16 protein-coding genes and 1 riboswitch are annotated in these 19,388 nt (G+C 64.0%); of the genes, 13 read left to right on the top strand and 3 right to left on the bottom strand.

The genetic code is table 11. The annotated features are described in order from the left end of the window. Window positions 1-85: 85 nt before the first annotated feature. Together smc and ftsY are read left to right on the top strand one after the other, a co-directional pair. Window positions 86-3,664 (top strand): chromosome segregation protein SMC, encoded by a 3,579-nt coding sequence (smc, locus tag QF015_RS09035; protein ID WP_429388515.1) that lies wholly within the window; start codon window positions 86-88, stop codon window positions 3,662-3,664. 20 nt (window positions 3,665-3,684) lie between these two features. Beyond that, a complete protein-coding gene (gene ftsY / locus QF015_RS09030) occupies window positions 3,685-4,890 on the top strand; it encodes a signal recognition particle-docking protein FtsY (RefSeq protein ID WP_310208662.1) in 1,206 nt (401 codons plus the stop codon). Between the two features lie 71 nt (window positions 4,891-4,961). On the opposite strand, the gene QF015_RS09025 is transcribed toward ftsY, so the two are convergent. Beyond that, entirely contained in the window at window positions 4,962-6,182 is a 1,221-nt protein-coding gene (locus tag QF015_RS09025) for an MFS transporter (RefSeq protein WP_429388514.1), read from the bottom strand. Window positions 6,183-6,443: 261 nt separating this feature from the next. Between QF015_RS09025 and QF015_RS09020 the strand changes: the two genes are divergently transcribed. Both QF015_RS09020 and QF015_RS09015 read left to right on the top strand, forming a co-directional pair. Then, entirely contained in the window at window positions 6,444-7,772 is a 1,329-nt protein-coding gene (locus tag QF015_RS09020) for an ammonium transporter (protein WP_310208658.1), read from the top strand. Next, window positions 7,769-8,107, top strand: a complete 339-nt coding sequence (locus QF015_RS09015; protein ID WP_017199639.1) for a P-II family nitrogen regulator — start codon at window positions 7,769-7,771, stop codon at window positions 8,105-8,107. Before QF015_RS09020 ends, QF015_RS09015 begins: the two co-directional genes overlap by 4 nt. A gap of 87 nt (window positions 8,108-8,194) precedes the next feature. On the opposite strand, the gene QF015_RS09010 is transcribed toward QF015_RS09015, so the two are convergent. Beyond that, entirely contained in the window at window positions 8,195-9,595 is a 1,401-nt protein-coding gene (locus tag QF015_RS09010; RefSeq protein ID WP_310208657.1) for a glucose-6-phosphate dehydrogenase, read from the bottom strand. 167 nt (window positions 9,596-9,762) lie between these two features. Between QF015_RS09010 and ffh the strand changes: the two genes are divergently transcribed. Continuing rightward, entirely contained in the window at window positions 9,763-11,343 is a 1,581-nt protein-coding gene (gene ffh / locus QF015_RS09005; RefSeq protein ID WP_310208656.1) for a signal recognition particle protein, read from the top strand. Between the two features lie 64 nt (window positions 11,344-11,407). Then, window positions 11,408-12,130 carry an alpha/beta fold hydrolase gene (locus tag QF015_RS09000; protein WP_310208654.1) on the top strand — a complete coding sequence of 241 codons (723 nt, stop codon included), beginning with the start codon at window positions 11,408-11,410 and terminating at the stop codon, window positions 12,128-12,130. Here the strand turns inward: QF015_RS09000 and thiC are convergent. Continuing rightward, on the bottom strand, window positions 12,113-13,966 hold the full coding sequence (thiC, locus tag QF015_RS08995; RefSeq protein ID WP_429388510.1) for a phosphomethylpyrimidine synthase ThiC: 1,854 nt from the start codon (window positions 13,964-13,966) through the stop codon (window positions 12,113-12,115). The genes QF015_RS09000 and thiC overlap by 18 nt on opposite strands. Further along, window positions 13,961-14,068, bottom strand: a riboswitch (TPP riboswitch). (Overlaps the previous gene by 6 nt.) An 84-nt stretch (window positions 14,069-14,152) precedes the next feature. Between thiC and QF015_RS08990 the strand changes: the two genes are divergently transcribed. From QF015_RS08990 to trmD, 7 genes are all read left to right on the top strand, one after another. Continuing rightward, window positions 14,153-15,235 (top strand): amidohydrolase family protein, encoded by a 1,083-nt coding sequence (locus tag QF015_RS08990; protein ID WP_429388509.1) that lies wholly within the window; start codon window positions 14,153-14,155, stop codon window positions 15,233-15,235. 78 nt (window positions 15,236-15,313) lie between these two features. After that, complete coding sequence (locus QF015_RS08985) at window positions 15,314-16,186, top strand: VOC family protein (RefSeq protein WP_429388507.1); 873 nt, start codon at window positions 15,314-15,316, stop codon at window positions 16,184-16,186. A gap of 122 nt (window positions 16,187-16,308) precedes the next feature. Continuing rightward, window positions 16,309-16,761 (top strand): hypothetical protein, encoded by a 453-nt coding sequence (locus QF015_RS08980; RefSeq protein WP_429388506.1) that lies wholly within the window; start codon window positions 16,309-16,311, stop codon window positions 16,759-16,761. Window positions 16,762-16,996: 235 nt separating this feature from the next. After that, entirely contained in the window at window positions 16,997-17,419 is a 423-nt protein-coding gene (gene rpsP, locus QF015_RS08975; protein WP_310208645.1) for a 30S ribosomal protein S16, read from the top strand. Window position 17,420: 1 nt separating this feature from the next. After that, window positions 17,421-17,663, top strand: a complete 243-nt coding sequence (locus QF015_RS08970) for an RNA-binding protein (RefSeq protein WP_011775119.1) — start codon at window positions 17,421-17,423, stop codon at window positions 17,661-17,663. Window positions 17,664-17,792: 129 nt separating this feature from the next. Beyond that, window positions 17,793-18,347 (top strand): ribosome maturation factor RimM, encoded by a 555-nt coding sequence (rimM, locus tag QF015_RS08965; protein ID WP_429388504.1) that lies wholly within the window; start codon window positions 17,793-17,795, stop codon window positions 18,345-18,347. Next, complete coding sequence (trmD, locus tag QF015_RS08960; protein ID WP_429388503.1) at window positions 18,348-19,148, top strand: tRNA (guanosine(37)-N1)-methyltransferase TrmD; 801 nt, start codon at window positions 18,348-18,350, stop codon at window positions 19,146-19,148. The last annotated feature ends 240 nt before the right edge of the window (window positions 19,149-19,388 follow it).

Below are 19,388 nucleotides of genomic sequence, written 5' to 3'. Positions count from 1 at the left end.
CGGCAACAGATCCGTAGATTTCGCTCAAACCGCAGTAGATTTAGGGATACAACCACCCGGGCCCACCCAGGAGAACCGAAGCGCCTTGCACCTGAAAAGTTTGACTGTCCGAGGATTCAAGTCGTTCGCGTCGGCCACGACGTTCGACTTTGAGCCCGGCGTCACTGCTGTCGTCGGTCCCAATGGGTCAGGCAAATCCAATGTGGTGGATGCCTTGGCCTGGGTCATGGGGGAGCAGGGTGCCAAGACACTGCGCGGCGGCAAGATGGAAGACGTCATCTTCGCGGGCACGTCCGGCCGGCCACCCTTGGGCCGCGCGCACGTTTCGCTCACCATCGACAACGCAGACAACGCGCTACCCATCGAATACAGCGAAGTCACCATTTCCCGGACACTCTTCCGGACCGGTGGATCCGAGTACGCCATCAACGGGGCACCGTGCCGTCTCCTGGATATCCAGGAACTTTTGTCTGATTCCGGGCTTGGCAGGGAAATGCACGTCATCGTGGGACAGGGGCAATTGGACCGTGTTCTCCATGCGACCCCCGAGGACCGCCGGGGTTTCATCGAGGAAGCCGCGGGCATCCTCAAGCATCGCCGCCGCAAGGAAAAAACGGTCCGCAAGCTGGAAGCCATGCAAGCCAACCTTGCACGGCTCGGTGACCTCACCGCAGAAATCCGGCGCCAGCTCACCCCCTTGGGCAAGCAGGCAGAAATTGCCCGGAGAGCCCAGACAGTCCAATTCGACGTCCGGGATGCCAGGGCCCGCCTCCTGGCCGACGACCTTGTGCAGCTGACCACCAGTCTTGAGCAGGATGTTGCCGACGAAGCCGCGCTGAAGGAACGGCGCCAGGTGGTCGAGGCAGGACTCGGAACGGGACGTCGTCGCCAGGCCGCACTGGAGCAACAGGCCGCCGAAGCGACCCCGAAGCTCAACGCCGCGCGTGATCATTGGTACCAGCTTTCCGCCGGCAGGGAGCGGCTGCGTTCTTTGGGCTCCCTCGCTGCTGAACGCCGCCGGCTGTTGGGTTCTTCGGAAGCTGCCGCCGACACCGGCCGTGATCCGGAACAGCTGGAACGCCAGGCAGCCCGGGTCCGCGAGGAAGAGTCGGCCCTGCAGCACGACATCCTGGCGAAGCAAGCCGCGCTGCTCGAAGCTACGGTAGCCAAGGATGCCGCTGAAGCGCTCGCGGCCGCTGAAGACAAGCGGCTCACAGCCATGTTGCGGGCAGCGGCGGACCGCAGGGAAGGACTCGCCAGGCTCGCCGGCCAAGTAGCCGCCGCAAGGTCCAGGGCCGAAGCCGCAGAAGCTGAACGCGGCCGGCTCCGGGAATCCCTGGCGTCCGGCGATGAACGGCGCCGCAAAGCACAAAGCGAATTCACAGCCCTCGAATCACAAGTAGCCGGCGTCGAGGACGGGGAGGAGAGCCTCGACGCAGACTACGAAAACGCGAGTGATGTCCTGGATGCTGTCATCGCCGAAATCGAGGAACTGAAAGCCGCGGAACGGGAGGCCGTCCGTGAGAGGGACGCCTTGACGGCGCGCAGGGATGCCCTCCAACTGGGACTCAACCGGAAGGATGGCTCCGGCAGCCTCCTCTCGGCCGAGGGCGTTCTTGGACCCTTGGCTGCCATGGTGGCCATTGAGCCAGGTTTCGAGGCAGCCGTCGCCGCAGCCTTGGGGAGCGCCTCGGACGCCTTGGTGGTAGCAGATGCGGCCAGCGCAGCAGCAGCCCTGAGATCCTTGAAAGACGACGACGCCGGACGGGCAGCCCTGCTTCTCGCCGGCGGTTTCGCTGCTGACGGGGAAGCTCCAGCCGACGTGCCGCTTCCCGGCGGCGGCCGCTGGGCCACCGACGTCGTGAAAATTTCCGATCCCGCAGCGGAAGGCGTGTTGGCCCTTCTGGCGGGGACCGCCGTCGTCGACGATCTTGACGCCGCGGCGACATTCATCTCCGAACAACCGGACCTGAAGGCGGTGACGAGGGAAGGTGACGTCTTCACATCACTGACAGTCACGGGCGGCTCGGCCACGGCGCCGTCGCTGCTGGAGGTCCAGGCTGCCGTGGACGACGCCGGCGCCCGCCTTCAGGAAGTCACAGCCCGTCTGGAGCGGGGCCGCTTCGCCCTGTCTGGAGCTCAGTCCCGCCGTGCCGAAGCGCAGGACCGGGCCGATGCCGCGCTGGAGCGACTGCACGAGTCCGATGCCCGCCTGGCTGCGGTGGCCGAGCGTCTTGGCCACCTCAATTCCGTCCTCCGCAGTGCTGTGGGCGAAAGCGACAGGCTTGCCGCCTCCATGGCCAAAGCCGAAGCCAACATCGCTGAGGCCCAGCTGGACCTTGAAGTGGCAGCGGAACGGCTCGCCGCTGCGCAAGAAGCTCCGGACGAAGAACCGTCCACCGATCAACGAGATGAACTCGCAGCGCAGGCGAGGATTGCCCGTTCCCTGGAAACTGAAGCCCGGCTGGCCCTGCGGACGGCCGAAGAGCAACTGGGCGCCATCAGCAACCGGGCCGCGTCGCTTGAGCGCGCGGCAGCTACCGAGCGGCGGGCCCGCGAAGAGGCGGCCCGCCGTGCCCAGCGCCGGCGTGCCCAGGCTCAACGCGCTGCCGCCGTGGCGGCGGCGGTGGACCAGGCGCTGCAGTACATCGATGTCTCAGTTGGGGTGGCAGGCTGGGAACGCGACCTCGCGGAGCAGACACGGGAGCAACTGGAGAAGGAACTCACCGGGGTCAGGTCCGGAAACGATGCCTTGGCCCGGGAGCTTGCTGAACTGACGGACTCCGTGCACCGGGACGAAATGGCGCGAACCCAGCAGCGCCTGCGGATCGAAGCCTTGGAGACCCGTTCCATCGAGGAACTCGGCCTCTCCGCCGAGCAACTCGTGGCAGACTACGGCCCCCACCTTCCTGTCCCAGTGCCCGCCGGAACCACCGCCGACAAATGGGCAGAACTCCGCGCCCCCGTGGACGAGAACGGCGATGCGATCGTTGAAGGCATTCCGTTTGTCCGTGCAGAGCAGGAAAAGCGGTTGAAGAAGGCTGAACGGGACCTTGCCGCCCTGGGCAAAGTGAACCCGCTGGCGCTCGAGGAGTTCGCCGCGCTGGAGGAGCGGCATCAGTTCCTCAGCTCGCAGCTCGAAGACCTCAAGTCCAGCCGCAAGGACCTCCTGGACATCATTAAGGAGGTGGACGCCCGGGTCCAGCAGGTCTTCACTGAGGCCTTCGCCGACACATCGGCCCAGTTTGACCATGTCTTTGCCCGGCTCTTCCCCGGCGGCGAGGGCAAGCTGGTACTCACTGATCCAGACGACATGCTGACCACCGGAATCGAGGTGGAGGCACGGCCCGCCGGCAAGAAGATCAAGCGGCTCTCCCTGCTCTCCGGCGGCGAACGCTCCCTTACGGCAGTGGCATTGCTCGTAGCTATTTTCAAAGCGCGGCCCTCGCCGTTCTACGTCATGGACGAGGTCGAAGCTGCACTGGACGACACCAACCTGGGACGGCTCATCACTATTTTCGAGGAGCTGAGGGAGTCCAGCCAGTTGATTGTGATCACCCACCAGAAACGGACCATGGAAGTAGCTGACGCACTTTACGGCGTGACGATGAGGGGTGACGGTGTCTCCACGGTGATCAGCCAGAGGCTCGGTGCTGGGGCATAGCTTTATGAGAAGGTAGGGGAGTGAACGATTTCCTACCCATAATTCTGTCCATTCTCGCTGCCCTCGTGGTGGTCGGCGGACTCGTGCCGGTACTCCTGAAGGCCCGGAAGTCCGGGGCGAAGTACCCCGGAACCCGTGACGCGAACGATCCCGTACAGTCGCCGGCAGCGGGCGGCGGAACCCTTGTGGAGGACCGCCCGGATGCGGTGAAAGCCCCGGCCCCGACGTTTGATGGGGCTGTTGAAGGCGCGGATGTGCCGGATGACGCCGCCGGTCTTGAAACCATTGCCATTGATACTCCGGCGCCGGTGGAAGGCCGCCTGACCCGCCTGCGCGCCCGGCTGGTCAAATCCAACAACATCCTGGGCAAGGGTTTGCTGGCACTGTTGTCGGGCGACAAGATCGACGAAAACGTGTGGGACGAGGTGGAAGAAACCCTCCTGCTGGCCGACCTTGGCACCGAACCCACCTTGCAGCTGGTCGACGCCCTGCGTGAGCGCGTCAAGGTGCTGGGTACCCGCAGCCCGGAGGACGTCAAGGCCATGCTCCGGGAGGAGCTCATCAAGCTGGTGGATCCCGGAATGGACCGCTCGTTGAACGTCGAACGCAAGGGTGACCGGCCCGCCGTCGTACTTGTTGTTGGCGTGAACGGCGTCGGCAAGACCACCACGGTGGGCAAGCTGGCACGTGTGCTGGTTGCCGAAGACAAGGACGTCCTGTTGGGCGCCGCTGATACTTTCCGCGCTGCTGCTGCCGAGCAGTTGGCCACCTGGGGACAGCGCGTGGGTGTGCCCACGGTAAAGTCCGACATCGACGGCGCCGATCCCGCCTCCGTGGCCTACGAAGCCGTCAAGGCCGGCATCGACCAGGAGGTCGACGTGGTCATGGTGGACACCGCAGGACGCCTGCAGAACAAGACCGGCCTGATGGATGAGCTCGGCAAGGTCAAGCGCGTCATTGAAAAGCTCGCCGAAGTCGATGAAGTCCTGCTGGTCCTGGATGCCACCACCGGACAGAACGGCCTCAACCAGGCCCGTGTCTTCGCCGAGGTGGTGAACATCACCGGCATCGTGCTCACCAAGCTGGATGGAACTGCCAAGGGTGGCATCGTGGTGGCCATCCAGAAGTCGCTGGGCGTGCCGGTCAAGCTGATCGGACTCGGCGAAGGCCCGGACGACCTCGCGCCGTTCGACGCAGAGAGTTTCGTGGACGCGCTGCTCAACTAGCAGCCGGACGCCCGGCCCAACTGGCCGGCAGCAGCGGTTGTCCTGAATTCTCAGAGCTCCCCTGCTGCCGGTCAGTTTTTGGTTTTAAGGGGCTCGCGGGCCAGCAGCCAGCCTGCCGCCGTGAGGAGGAGCACGCCGCCAGTGATGCCGAACGCCCAGCCGTAGCCGAGCCGGTCGGCAAGCAGTCCCGCCACGATGGGGCCGATGATCGCACCGGTGTCCGCTGCCATCTGGAAAACGGCGAGGACCTTGCCGCCGGAGCGTCCCCGGCCAATGACATCTGCGACGGCGGCCTGCTGCGCCGGGCCAAGCAAACCGGAGCCGAATCCTGCCACTGCGGACGCGATGAAGAACCCCGTCAGGTCGGTAGTGAGTCCGATGAGGACCGTGGCCGCGCCGGTCATGAGGAGTCCAGGGATCAGCAGCGGTTTCCGTCCCCAGGCGTCGGCCAGGCGCCCGGAGAAGGTCAACGCCAGGGCGTTGCCGGCGGCAAAGACGGCCAGGGCCCAGGCAGCCGTCTCAGGCTTCGACTGGAGGACAGCCACCGCGAACAACGGGATAGTGGCCATGCGGACGCCGAATGTCACCCAGCCGTTGCCGAAACTGGAGAACACCGCGGCGCGGTAAGCGGAGTCGGAGAGTGCTTCCTTCAACGTCATGACCGGTGCCGGCGCAGCGTCTTCTGCGGCGTTGCCTTCGCCGCTCAGCAAGGTCCGGACCACCAACGCGGCCACCAGCAGCGCACCGGCATAGGCAAGGAAGGGAACACGGAGGCCAAAGCCTGCCAGCAAGCCGCCCACCACGGGACCCAGGACGCTGCCGATCAGGAATGCCGAAGCGTACGCACCCGACACCCGTCCGCGCCGTTCAGGGGGCGCGAGGCGGATGAGCAGTCCCATGGCCGCAACCGTAAACATCACGGATCCGGCCCCGCCAAGGCCCCGGAAAATCAACAGCTGCCAGTAGTTCCCGGCGAAGGCGCACGCTGCCGTGGACACTGCCACGATCAGCAAACCCGAGACGTAGACGTTCCGCTCCCCAAAGCGCCCGATCAGGGCGCCACCCGCCGGCGCGAACACCAGGCGCATGAACGCAAAGATGCTCACGATGACAGCGGCGGCGGTAGCGCCGACGTCGAACGTAGTGGCAAATTGCGGCAGGACGGGTGCCACCAGCCCGAAGCCCAACGCGATCAGGAAGGCTGCTGCCAACATCACCTTAATATCGCGGGGCAATGGTGCTTTCTCCTGCCGGATCCTTGGAACTCTGACGGATCGGGGCGACTGGGTCATACGGGTCTGGTCCTTCGAGGTGACAGGGGGCTGCGAAGCGCCGGATGCTCAAAAGCTGGGTATTTCCAGAGAAGTCCGACGCCTGAAACATATCCGTAACACCGGAGATATGCACCATTTACGTTGGGGAGGTTGTTGTAACCAGCGCGCAATATAAAACCCGAGCAGGTGAAACACGGCGGCACAAAACTCTTAAGCAGGACGCAAACGGCGTCAGGACAGCGGTTGAACCGCAGATCTAGCAAGAGAGGAACGTGCACCATGGAACTTACCGCAGGTCACGTATGGGTCATGGTGGCGGCGGCGCTTGTGCTGTTCATGACACCTGGTCTGGCATTTTTCTACGGCGGCATGACACGCGCCAAAGCAGCCCTGAACATGATGATGATGAGCTTTATCTCCATCGGAATTGTCGGAGTTGTTTGGGTGCTGTGGGGCGCCTCAATGAGCTCCGGCGAAGGCTTCTTGGAGATCGTGGGCAACCCGTTCGCCACCTTCGGCCTGGAAGGCATCAGCACTCCTGACGGCTTGATCAAGGTAGGCTACGCAGCCACGTTCGCCATCATCACGGTGGCACTGATCAGCGGCGCCATCGCCGACCGTGCAAAGTTCGGCGCCTGGAGCATCTTCGTTCCGGTATGGGTCACTTTGGTTTACTGCCCGCTGGCCTACATGGTCTGGGGCGGCGGCCTGTTCGGCCCTGAAGGCGCAATCGGCAAGGCCCTCGGCCCGGCCATCGACTTCGCCGGCGGCACTGTGGTGCACATCAACGCCGGTGTTGCCGCACTCGTCCTGGTCCTCATCATTGGCAACCGTCGCGGCTTCGGCAAAGACCCGAACCACCGTCCGCACAACATCCCGTTCGTCATGCTCGGCGCAGCAATCCTCTGGTTCGGCTGGTTCGGCTTCAACGGCGGTGCAGCAACTACTGCCGAGCAGGGCGGGCTGATCTGGGTCAACACCCTCGCGGCCCCCGCGGCGGCCATGATCGGCTGGCTCATTACCGAACGCATCCGTGACGGACACCCGACGTCGCTGGGCGCAGCATCCGGCGTGGTTGCCGGCCTCGTGGCGATCACCCCCGCTTGCGCCAACGTCAGCCCGGTCGGTGCCCTCGGGCTCGGCGTGGTTGCCGGTGTGGCCTCCGCCCTGGCAGTCGGCCTCAAGTTCCGCTGGGGCTTCGATGACTCCCTGGATGTTGTGGGCGTCCACCTCGTCTCCGGCATCATCGGTACCGTGGCACTGGGCTTCATCGCCCTTCCCGTCGACGGCGTCGGCGGCGGCCTCTTCTACGGCGGCGGCATGACCCAGATGTGGGCCCAGCTTGCAGCAGCCGGCATCGCCATCGCTTTCTCGGCCATCATGACGGCCATCATCGCCTTCGCCATCCACAAGACCATGGGCTTCCGGGTTTCCTCGGAACAGGAGAACGTTGGCGTCGACCTCAGCCTGCACGCTGAGACGGCCTACGAGTTCGGTGTCAACGGACACGGTGGCAGCTTCCAGCCGCTGCACGAGGCCATGACCGGAAAGCCGGAGACCGCAGCAGCCAAGACCCCCGCAGAAGGCAAGGAGAGTGTCCAGGCATGAAGCTCATCACAGCGATCGTCCGACCCGAAAAGCTTGAAGCAGTCCGGGAAGGCCTCGAAGCATACGGGGTCCAGGGCCTGACGGTCAGCGCGGCCAGCGGCTACGGCCGCCAGCGCGGCTACACCGAGGTGTACCGGGGAGCCGAGTACAACGTGGACCTGTTGCCCAAGATCCGCATCGAGGTCCTCGCCACGGATGAGCAGGCCGACGACATCCTGGATGTCCTCATCGCCAGCTCGAACACCGGCCGCGCCGGTGACGGCAAGGTCTGGACCGTGGATGTTTACGAAGCAGTCCGGGTCAGGACCGGTGAGCGCGGCGCAGCCGCAATCTAAGCCTTCACCCAAAAGTTAAGATCTTCAACAAGAGCGGGCCGGGTACCAGTCAAGGTACCCGGCCCGCTTGCGCTGTTGGCGCTATGTTTAGCCCACGACGCCGGTGGGCCAGTCCGCCGGCCCCGCGCTGCCGGCGTCGTACTCTTCCAGCGGAACGTCGCCGGCCTCCCAGGCGCGCAGCACCGGTTCAATGATCCGCCAGCAGTCCTCGGCCGTATCGCCCCGGACGGAGAGAAGGGGATCGCCGTTGAGGATGCCTTCCAGCACTTCGCCGTAGGGCAGCATGCCCGGGGCGTTGAGCTCTGCCACCAGGCTGGCGCGGTCCAAGGTGAAGATGTCGCCGGGGCCGTTGACATCGACGTCGAGTTGCAGCACGTCAGGACCGAAGCCGATCCGCAGCTGATTGGGGGAGTCAACGCCGGAAAAACCCCTGGGCAGGTGGGGAACCGGGCGGAACGTGATGACCGCTTCCTTGCGCCGGCGTCCCATGGCCTTGCCGGAGCGGAGGATGAACGGGACGCCCTTCCAGCGCCAGTTGTCGATGTCCACCGTGACCTCGGCAAGGGTCTCGGTATTCCGGGCAGGGTCCACGCCGTCCTCGGCGGCGTAGTCCGGCACCGTCCGCTCCCCGAGCGTTCCAGCCGTGTACCGTGCCCGTCGGGTGGAGGCGCTGAACGGGGCCTTGATGCTGCTTGCCCGCAGGACTGTTGCCACGGCGTCACGCAGGTCGCGTTCTTCGATGGTGGCGGGCGCATCGATGGCCAGGAAGGCCATGATGTGGAGGAGATGGCTCTGGATCATGTCCCGGAGCGCCCCGGCCGTGTCGTAGTAGCGGGCGCGACCCTCGAGGGCGAGGTCCTCGTCGAAGATGATCTCCACCTTTTCGATGTGGTCACGGTTCCACACCGGCTCCAGGAACCGGTTGGCGAACCGCAGGCCAAGGATGTTCAGCACAGTGGCTTTGCCCAGGAAGTGGTCCACGCGGTGGATGTGGTCTTCGGGTACCAAAGCAGCAAGTGTTTTGTTCAGCTGATGCGCGGATTCTGTGCCTGAGCCGAAGGGCTTCTCCATCACCAAGCGTGTCCCAGGCGGCAGTTGTTCCGGGTGGAGGACTTCGCAGGCCTTCTGGCTGACGTGGGGAGGCAGGGCGAAGTAGATGGCAACAGGTCCCTCCAGCCGGCCCAGGAGGTCCGCCAGGGGCCCATCCGCAGTGACATCAAGCTGGTGGTATTCGGTGGATTGAGCCACGGATGCAAGCGCAGCCCGTCCTTGCGCGTCGGCAGCATCCGAGGCTGCAGTGAACGCGCCTGTGACCCGCTCGCGCCACTGTTCCGGCGACCATGGGTCCGAGCCCGCCCCGACCAAGCGCAGTCCTGGAGCGCGTCCGGATGCCAGCAGTCCGGCGAGTCCGGGCAGCAGCAGCCTGCCTGTAAGGTCCCCGGACGCGCCGAGGATGAGCAACGTTTTTACAGTTGTTTTACTGGTCACTGTGCCAGCATGCCATCTTGCAGGTGCGACTTGGTACCCTAGATAGTCGAGTCCCCTAGTCGATTCAGATTTGTTGGGTCATGACATTTTTGCTGGGGGCAATCGTCAAGACTCTGGCGTGCCGCATTGGCCGCCATTCGTAGACCATCGAAAGAAGTGCACGGCGCGTGTTCAATTCACTCTCTGACCGGTTGACAGCAACCTTCAAGAACCTTCGTGGCAAGGGCCGCCTCACCGAGGCTGATGTTGATGCCACAGTCCGGGAGATCCGCCGCGCCCTGCTGGATGCGGACGTTGCCGTGTCGGTAGTCCGCGAGTTCACAGGGCGCGTTCGCGAACGTGCCCTGGGCGCCGAAGTCTCGGGTGCATTGAACCCGAGCCAGCAGATCGTAAAGATCGTCAACGAGGAACTCAAGGAGATCCTCGGCGGCGAGACCCGCCGGATCCGCCTGGCCAAGAACGGCCCCACCATCATCATGCTCGCCGGTCTCCAAGGTGCCGGCAAGACCACCCTCGCCGGCAAGCTGTCCAAGTGGCTCAAGGCGCAAGGGCACAGCCCCATGCTGGTGGCCTGTGACCTTCAGCGGCCCAACGCCGTGACACAGCTCCAGGTCGTGGGCCAGCGGGCCGGCGTCCCCGTGTTCGCTCCGCACCCCGGTGCAACGTCCGAGCTTGAGCACCCCGCCGGTGATCCTGTGGCCGTCGCCAAGGCCGGTGTTGAGGAAGCGCGCCAGAAGCTCCACGACGTCGTGATCGTTGACACCGCCGGCCGTCTCGGCGTCGATGCCGAAATGATGGACCAGGCCCGCCGCATCCGGCAGGCGATCATCCCCAACGAAGTCCTCTTCGTGATCGACTCCATGATCGGCCAGGATGCCGTCAACACGGCCATGGCTTTCGACGAAGGCGTCAACTTCACGGGCATCGTGCTGTCCAAGCTCGACGGCGACGCCCGTGGCGGTGCCGCATTGTCCGTTGCATCCGTGACGGGTAAGCCGGTCATGTTCGCCTCCACCGGTGAAGGCCTGGACGACTTCGAGCTCTTCCACCCTGACCGCATGGCCTCGCGCATCCTGGACATGGGTGACGTCCTCACCCTGATTGAGCAGGCTGAGAAGGCGTGGGATAAGGACGAAGCCGCCAGGATGGCGAAGAAATTCGCCGACCAGGAAGACTTCACCCTGGACGACTTCCTCGCCCAAATGCAGCAGATCCGCAACATGGGCTCCATGAAGAAGATGCTCATGATGATGCCGGGTGCGCAGAACATCCGCCAGCAGCTTGAGAACTTCGACGAGAAAGAGATTGACCGCGTCGAGGCAATCGTCCGTTCCATGACGCCGCACGAGCGCGTTGCTCCCAAGATCATCAACGGCTCACGCCGCGCCCGCATTGCCAAGGGTTCAGGCGTGCACGTCTCGGAGGTCAACGGCCTGCTGGAGCGCTTCGCCCAGGCACAGAAGATGATGAAGAAGCTGGCCCAGGGCGGCGGCATGCCGGGCATGCCGGGCATGCCTGGTCTCGGCGGCCCCGGCGGCGGACGGAAGAACGGCAAGAACGCTCCTAAAAAGAAGGCCCGCTCAGGCAACCCCGCCAAGGCGGCGCAGGAACTCCGTGACGCCGAGGCAAAGCGGGCGAATGCCGCCTCTGCAGCTCCTTCGGGCGCAGCTTTCGGACAAGGCGCAGCGGACTTCGATCCGTCCTCACTCAACCTGCCCAAGGGCTTCGACAAGTTCCTCGGCAAATAACCCGTGCCTGACATCCCAACCGCACCGCAGTTGGGATGTCAGGGCCGTGGAATAGGCTTAATCAATGCATAAGCAGCGCGTAGTCTTCGTTCACGGCCTGGGCAGCTTCGGTGCTGCGGCGTGGCCGAAACAACATGGCATGGCCCTCGCCTATGACGCACTGTTCCTCCGGCGGCACGGCTTTGATGCCGTTGCTGAGCCCATGGAATCCAACGTGGCGGCTGACGTTGCCATCGTCATCAATGCACTGGTTGATTCGGGTGGCGGCCATATCGTGGCCCACGAGCAGGGCGCCATTTCCGCTATGTTGGCGGCCATCGAACGGCCTGAGCTGGTCTATTCGCTCACTCTGGTGGAACCCGCCTGTTTGTCCTTGACGGCAGAGCTTCCGGCTACCGGTTCCCACCGGGCCCTGATGGAGCCATTGTTCGATGCACGGAAGCAGCTCAACGACGCTGACTACCAGCGTGAATATTACCGCCGGGCGTTCTCCGCTGAAACCGGGGGGTTGGACAGTCCCGAAGCACAGCGCTCCGCCCGCAGGCTCAGGCTGCAAGCGCCGCCCTGGGATGCCCCGCTCCACATCGTGCCCGGCGTCCCCACCCTGGTCCTTACCGGTGGTTGGGAACCCCTCTATGAAGAAATCGCCGCCTATCTCCAGGAGACCGGGGCCCTCCGCCGGGTTGCAGCGGGGGGACACCGGCCCCAGGACTCAGTCGACGGCGATCACATCATCCGTTCCTTCGTTGCCGACGTCGGACGGTCCATGTCAGTTCAGGCTTCCTGAGCCGGCTTTCTCCTGGCCTTGCGCGCCGGGGACCTGAAGTTCCGGGAGATATACCTTTCCGCCCGAGGCCAGGAATTCCTCGCTCTTGACCCGCATTCCGCTGTGCATCTCCGCGATGGCGCTCTGTTCCTCCGCCGTGCCGTATTCGTCCCGAATGTCCTGGCTGATGCGCATGGAGCAGAATTTGGGGCCGCACATCGAACAGAAATGGGCAGTCTTGGCCGGTTCCGCAGGCAAGGTTTCATCGTGGAAGGCTTCAGCCGTGACAGGGTCCAGGGAAAGGGCGAACTGGTCACGCCAGCGGAACTCGAACCTGGCTTTGGAGAGGGCATCGTCACGTTGATGCGCAGCGGGGTGCCCTTTGGCAAGATCGGCTGCGTGGGCAGCGATTTTGTAGGTAATCACGCCCGTCTTGACGTCGTCCTTGTTGGGCAGCCCCAGATGCTCTTTGGGGGTCACGTAGCAGAGCATGGCGGTTCCGTACCGTGCGATCTCGGTGGCGCCGATGGCCGAGGTGATGTGGTCGTAGCCTGGGGCGACGTCGGTGACCAAGGGACCCAGGGTGTAGAACGGGGCTCCTTTGCACAGCTCCTGCTGGCGTTCCACGTTCTCGCGGACCAGATGGAACGGCACATGGCCTGGTCCTTCCACCATCACCTGAACGTCGTATTCCCAGGCCCGCTGCGTCAGTTCGGCGAGCGTGTCCAGCTCGGCAAACTGGGCGGCGTCGTTGGCATCGGCCGTTGCGCCGGGGCGAAGACCATCACCGAGTGAGAAAGCGACGTCGTACCGGGCGAAGATTTCGCAAAGCTCATCAAAGTGCGTGTAGAGGAAGTTTTCCTGGTGGTGGGCAAGGCACCAGCCGGCCATGATCGACCCGCCGCGGGACACAATGCCCGTCACCCGGTTGGCTGTCAGCGGTACGTAGCGCAGCAGCACGCCGGCGTGGATGGTCATGTAGTCAACACCTTGTTCGCATTGTTCGATGACCGTGTCCCGGAAGATGTCCCACGTCAGTTTGTTGGCTTCGCCGTTGACCTTCTCCAAAGCCTGGTAAATGGGGACCGTGCCAATCGGAACGGGGGAGTTGCGGATGATCCACTCCCGCGTGGTGTGGATATCGTCGCCGGTGGACAGGTCCATGACCGTATCGGCGCCCCATTGAGTGGCCCACTGCAGTTTGTCCACTTCCTCCGCGATGGAGCTCGTGACGGCAGAGTTGCCGATGTTGGCGTTGATCTTGACCAGGAAGGCCTTGCCGATGATCATCGGCTCGGATTCGGGGTGGTTGATGTTGTTCGGGATGATGGCCCTGCCTGCTGCGACTTCGCTGCGGACCAACTCAACGTCGCAGTTCTCCCGCAAGGCGACGAACTGCATCTCCGGTGTCACCATGCCCCGCTTGGCGTAGTGCATTTGGGTGACGGTTTTACCTTCGACGGCGCGGCGGGGCACGGGGTGGGCGCCTCTCCACTCCGCCGATGCTTCCCCGCGACGAACCGCGGACTTACCGTCGTCGAGCAGGTTCCGCTCGCGGCCGGAGTAGGCCTCGGTGTCGGCGCGGGCTTCAATCCATGCTGCGCGGAATGGCTCCAGCCCCACCACGGGATCGCTGCCCGGGCCTGCCGTTCGGTACACCTGGAAGGGTTCATTGGCTTTGCCGTCGGGAGAAGGTTCCAAAGCGATCTCTGTGACGGGGACCCGGATCCCGCTGTCCGGGTCCTCGAGGTAGGCCAGCGAATGGGACTTCAGCGATTGCGTCACGGTTCCCGACGTGTTTTCGCCTGTAGCGGGCTGCTTTTGGGCAGGGCTGTGCTGTGTTGTGGTGGTGCTCAAGGATTACTCACTTCCTTCGCCGGCATTACCCGGACAGGTTCAACGGTCGCAGACTGCATCAGTCCGATCTCAGCCCCTGCAGGGGCCCCCGTGTGGTCATGACGAAGCTACCACAGCTCCCATGGGGCTCCCAGTCACATCGACGCGCGGGGCTCCACGGCGTGTGCTGCCGACTAGGCTTTTCCCATGCCGACCATCATCGAATTCACCGGGCCAGTGCTCGTGTCAGGGGACGAAGAGCGCCACGGAATGTGGTCCGTGGATGGCAAGCTGACATTCGTGCCACCCACGAAGGCACCCGATCGTGTCCTGGATGGGTGGGTCCTCCCGGGCTTTGTCGATGCGCACTGCCATATAGGCCTGGGGGAGGGCGGAGCCGTTGATCAGCAGACCACCTTGGCCCAGGCCCGTGCGGACCTCGACGCCGGGACGCTGCTGATCCGGGACGCAGGCTCACCCAGCGACACCCGTTGGGTGCAGCAGCGCACCGACTTGCCCCGCCTGATACGGGCAGGCCGCCACATTGCCAGGAGCCGGCGCTACCTCCGCGGTTTGGGCCACGAAATCGAACCCGAAGAACTCGTAGAGACCGTCCGGAAGGAAGCCCGCGATGGAGACGGTTGGGTAAAACTCGTCGGGGACTGGATCGATCGCGGGGCAGGGGACCTGGCTGCCTCGTTCCCGGCGAAAACCGTCAAGGACGCCATCTCTGCCGCCCACGATGAAGGAGCCCGGGTGACGGCGCATTGTTTTGCCGAAGACACCATCGACGACATGCTCGACGCCGGCATCGACTGCATCGAACACGCCACCGGCCTCCTTCCGCGGCACCTTCCCCGGCTGGTGGAGCAATCCGTGCCCATCGTTCCCACCTTGATCAATATCGCTACGTTCCCGGGTATTGCCTCGCAGGCGGCGCCGAAGTTCCCGGACTATGCCGAACACATGGTGCGGCTCTGGGAGCGGCGGCGCGAGCGCGTTGTGGAGGCTTTCGAAGCTGGTGTGTCCATCTACGCGGGAACGGATGCCGGCAGCGTGATCAAGCACGGCAGGATCGCCGATGAAATGAAGGAACTGCACGACGCCGGCCTGCCGCCTTTGGCGGTCCTGGATGCGGCGGCGTGGCGTGCCCGGGAGTGGCTGGGGGCGGAAGGCATCAGCGAAGGGGCGCCCGCCGACGTCGTGCTGTGTTCGAAGGATCCAAGGCTCGAAGTGGAGACTGTTTCCAGCCTTCGGCACATCGTACTTCGCGGTTCTGTGGTCCGTTAGGAATAAATTGAAGCTTCAAGTAATTTAGATCTATAACAAGGTGCCGATCCGCGGTCGCCTCAGAATCGGGAGCTTCACATGACCACACCACTCAGCCAGGATCTTCTGCCTGCCGAACTCACCATGGGCACCGTGATGCTCAAGGTCGGCGACATGAAGATCATGAGCGACTACTATCAGCGAGCCCTTGGCCTGCAAGTCGTGGCCGAGCAGGATGGCGGACTCTATCTGGGGCGGCTGGGCAAGCCCGTGGTGCATCTCGCCCCGGCATCCGGCCTGCAGATCCCCGGGCGCGGGGAAGCCGGCCTGTTCCACACGGCCATCCTGTTCCAGGATCAATCCTCCTTGGCCGCCACCATTGCCACCGCTGCTGAATACGAGCCCCGTGCGTTCGCCGGCAGTGCCGACCACCTGGTCAGTGAGGCCTTCTATTTCACTGATCCTGAGGGCAACGGCATCGAGCTTTACTACGACAAGCCGCGCGAACTCTGGCAGTGGGACGGCAAGAACGTGGTGATGGACAATGTGGCGCTGCCCCCGCAGCGCTTCCTCCAGCAGCACCTGAGTGAAGCGGCGGTCACCGGACAACGCGAGGCCGCGGCCGGCATCGGGCACGTCCACCTGCAGGTAGGGGACGTGGCGACTGCCCAGAAGTTCTACGTGGAAACCCTGGGTTTTGAGCGGACCGCAGGATGGCACGGCCAGGCGCTGTTCGTTTCCGCCGGAGGCTACCACCACCACATGGCCATGAATGTGTGGAACAGCCGCGGCGCGGGCCCCCGCAAGGACACCCTTGGCCTGGGGGAGGTGCTCATTGAGGTCCCCGGCGCCGACGACGTAGCTGCGCTGGCGGATCGCCTGAAGGTCGCCGGCGTGCAGAATCACCACACGGGTGCCGAACTTCAGTTCGAGGATCCGTGGCGGAACAAGCTGCGGGTCGCCGTTCGCTAAGGCGGCGTTCACCAGGCCGCTGGCCGGGCGCCGCCTGTGGGGGCCTTCCCCTGCATTAGGCTGGGCAGTGACGGCATGGAATCCTCGCGGCTCCTGTGCCGCCGCCCCGTCAGCACGAAGGAATGAGAGCACTCTCCATGGGCTTTGCCGAAATTTTTGTAGCCACCCACGATGAAGCACTCAAGCGGGCAGCTGCCCTGGACAAGGGCGCGGACGTCACTGGTCCCGCCGTGAGGATCGACGGCATTACCGACTTCGAAGTCGAACAGTTGGGTGACCTCGCCGGCCAGGCCGTCCATGCAGCGGGCGCCGACTACGAGCTCGCCTTGGTTGACGTCACCAGTGATGCCCTCCTGGGCGTCCCCGAGGCCATGGTGAGGGCGCTGGCCGAACTGCTGACGTACGAGAGCGAAGGTGACGCAAATGTCCTCGACGACGTCGCTGCCGCTTGGGCTGCGCAGGACGACATGCCCTTCGATGCGGTCCAGGCGCGCCAGTACGTCCAGCAACTGGCAGCATTGGCGACGGACGTTGAAAAGGTGGAGCGTTCAGGGCTCTACGTCTGGTCCGAATAAGGCCACCGGCCCGGGTTTGGTACGCATTTCCGCCCTGCTGGTGAGCAACAACACACGGGCCGACGTGGCGTAAGTCGTATTTGCTTCGGGCATCTGGCACAATAGACAGGTACTCGATCGGTGCGGCCCCTCTCTCCGTGCTCGTGTCTTGTCCTTCGAACCGTCCAGTATGGCCCGCCCCACGGGTGCAGAACGTCGGGTTCACCTCGTTTCAGAAACAGGAGTGACCACAAAAGTGGCCGTAAAGATTCGCCTTAAGCGCTTCGGTAAGATGCGCGCACCGTACTACCGCATCGTCGTCATGGATGCCCGCGCCAAGCGCGATGGCCGTGCCATTGAAGAAATCGGCAAGTACCACCCCACCGAAGAGCCGTCGTACATCGAGGTCGCTTCCGAGCGCGCCCAGTACTGGCTTTCCGTTGGCGCCCAGCCGACTGAGCAGGTTGCTGCGATCCTCAAGATCACCGGTGACTGGCAGAAGTTCAAGGGCCTCCCGGGCCAGGAAGGCACCCTGAAGACCAAAGCTCCGAAGGAAGCCTTCGTAGCACCGGAGAAGGGTTCCGTCATCATTCCGGAAGCCATCACCAAGAAGGCCAAGCAGTCGGAAGCAGCAGAAGCTTCCGCTGACGCTGAAGCAGAGACCACCGAGGCTGAGTAAGTTGCTGGCAGAAGCGCTCGAGCACTTGGTCCGTGGGATCGTTGACAGCCCTGAGGATGTCAAGGTCAGTGCCAAGAACAACCGCCGCGGGGAATCCCTTGAGGTGCGCGTTCACCAGGAGGACCTCGGACGGGTGATCGGCCGTCAAGGACGCACCGCACGCGCATTGCGCACAGTGGTTGCAGCCTTGGCAGGTGGCGAGCAGGTCAGGGTCGACGTCGTCGACACCGACCGCCGCCGGTAACGCGCTCAGCACTACTTGTCTTAGATCCGGCCCCTTCACCGAATATGGTGGAGGGGCCGGATTGCTTTATCCACCATTTCATCACCGTGGCTGCCCGGCGGCGCGGTACACAAGAATTCAGAGGAACCCATGCAGCTCCAGGTGGCCCGGATCGGCAAACCCCATGGCATCCGCGGCGAGGTGACCGTCCAGGTACTTACCGACGCCCCTTCCGAGCGTTTTGTCCCAGGAACCGAGTTCATCGTGGAGCCGGCGTCTGCAGGGCCGTTGACGATCCGCAGCGCCCGGTGGAACAAGGACATCCTTCTCCTGGGATTTGAAGAAATCGCCGACCGCAACGCTGCAGAGGTCGTCCGCGGCGCGAAGCTCTTCATCGAGACCGAAGAACTTGACGACGAAGACGACGACGAAGGCTGGTATGAACACGAACTGGTCGGCCTTGAGGCGCGCGTCGGTTCGCAGGTAGTGGGCAAGGTTGCAGCCCTCAACACCATGCCCGTCCAGGACCTCCTGATGGTCAAGACCGACGACGGCAAGGAAATCCTGGTTCCCTTCGTGGAGGAAATCGTGCCCGAGGTCAATGTGGAGGATGGATACATCCTCATCACTCCGCCGGCTGGCCTCTTCGAGGTCAACGACGACACCACCGGTGAACCCGAGGACGGCGCCGGGGATGATGCCTGAATGAGGATTGATGTCGTCAGCATTTTTCCCGAGTACCTCGCGCCGCTGGAGCTTTCCCTCATAGGCAAGGCCCGCCAGGACGGTTTGTTGGAACTCAACGTCCACGACCTGCGCACGTTCACCACGGATAAGCACCGGACTGTGGACGATACCCCGTACGGTGGCGGTGCCGGAATGGTCATGAAGCCGGAACCGTGGGCACAGGCCCTGGAATCCGTGGCCGGCGCGCGCGAAGGATCCAAACCGGTGCTGATTGTTCCGTCGCCGGCGGGGGAGCGGTTCAACCAGGCGCTGGCCTATGAGTTGGCCGAGGAAGAGCAACTGGTGTTCGCCTGCGGGCGCTATGAAGGCATCGACGAACGCGTCATCGACTGGGCGCAGGACCACTTCACCGTGCGGCCCGTCAGCCTCGGAGACTACGTGCTGAACGGCGGCGAAGTCGCCGTTCTTGCCATGGTCGAGGCCATTGGCCGGCTCCTGCCCGGCGTTGTGGGGAACCCCGAATCCTTGATTGAGGAGTCCCACTCGGATGGACTTCTGGAGTACCCCGTCTACACCAAGCCGTCGGCTTGGCGGGACCATGACGTCCCCGCCATCCTGCTCAGTGGAAACCACGGAAAGATTGCTCAATGGCGACGCCATGAGCAGTTCCGGCGGACCGCTGAGCGCCGGCCGGACCTTTTGGAAGCGTTCGACGCCGGTGCGTTGAGCCGCGCCGACCGCAGCGCCCTCGCGGACCTCGGCTACGACGTCGTCGAGGGGCGCCTTCGTCCGCGGCCCGGTGGCGACGCAGCAAGCTAGGGTCCGCAGCCGCCGTCGAACGTTCCAACGGCCGGGAACAGTCCGGCAGTTGGCCCGATGGTCATGCATATGGCAGAATTAACCCTTGTGTCTACTGGGCTGACACCTGCCACAGGGGGAGTTCAGCCAACAGTCGGACAACCCGGTGACGCCAATCAGTGGCGAAACCGGACACTAAGAAACTTCGGCGGAAATTTCCGGACGGCCTTCGTGCCCCGGGCTTGTCTGCCGTAACCCAAA

It is taken from the genome of Paenarthrobacter sp. TE4293 (assembly GCF_050435325.1).
Classification (GTDB): Bacteria; Actinomycetota; Actinomycetes; order Actinomycetales; family Micrococcaceae; genus Arthrobacter; species Arthrobacter nitroguajacolicus_C.
The sequence above is the reverse complement of the archived record's forward strand: the minus strand, read 5'-3'. Positions and strand labels throughout refer to the sequence as shown.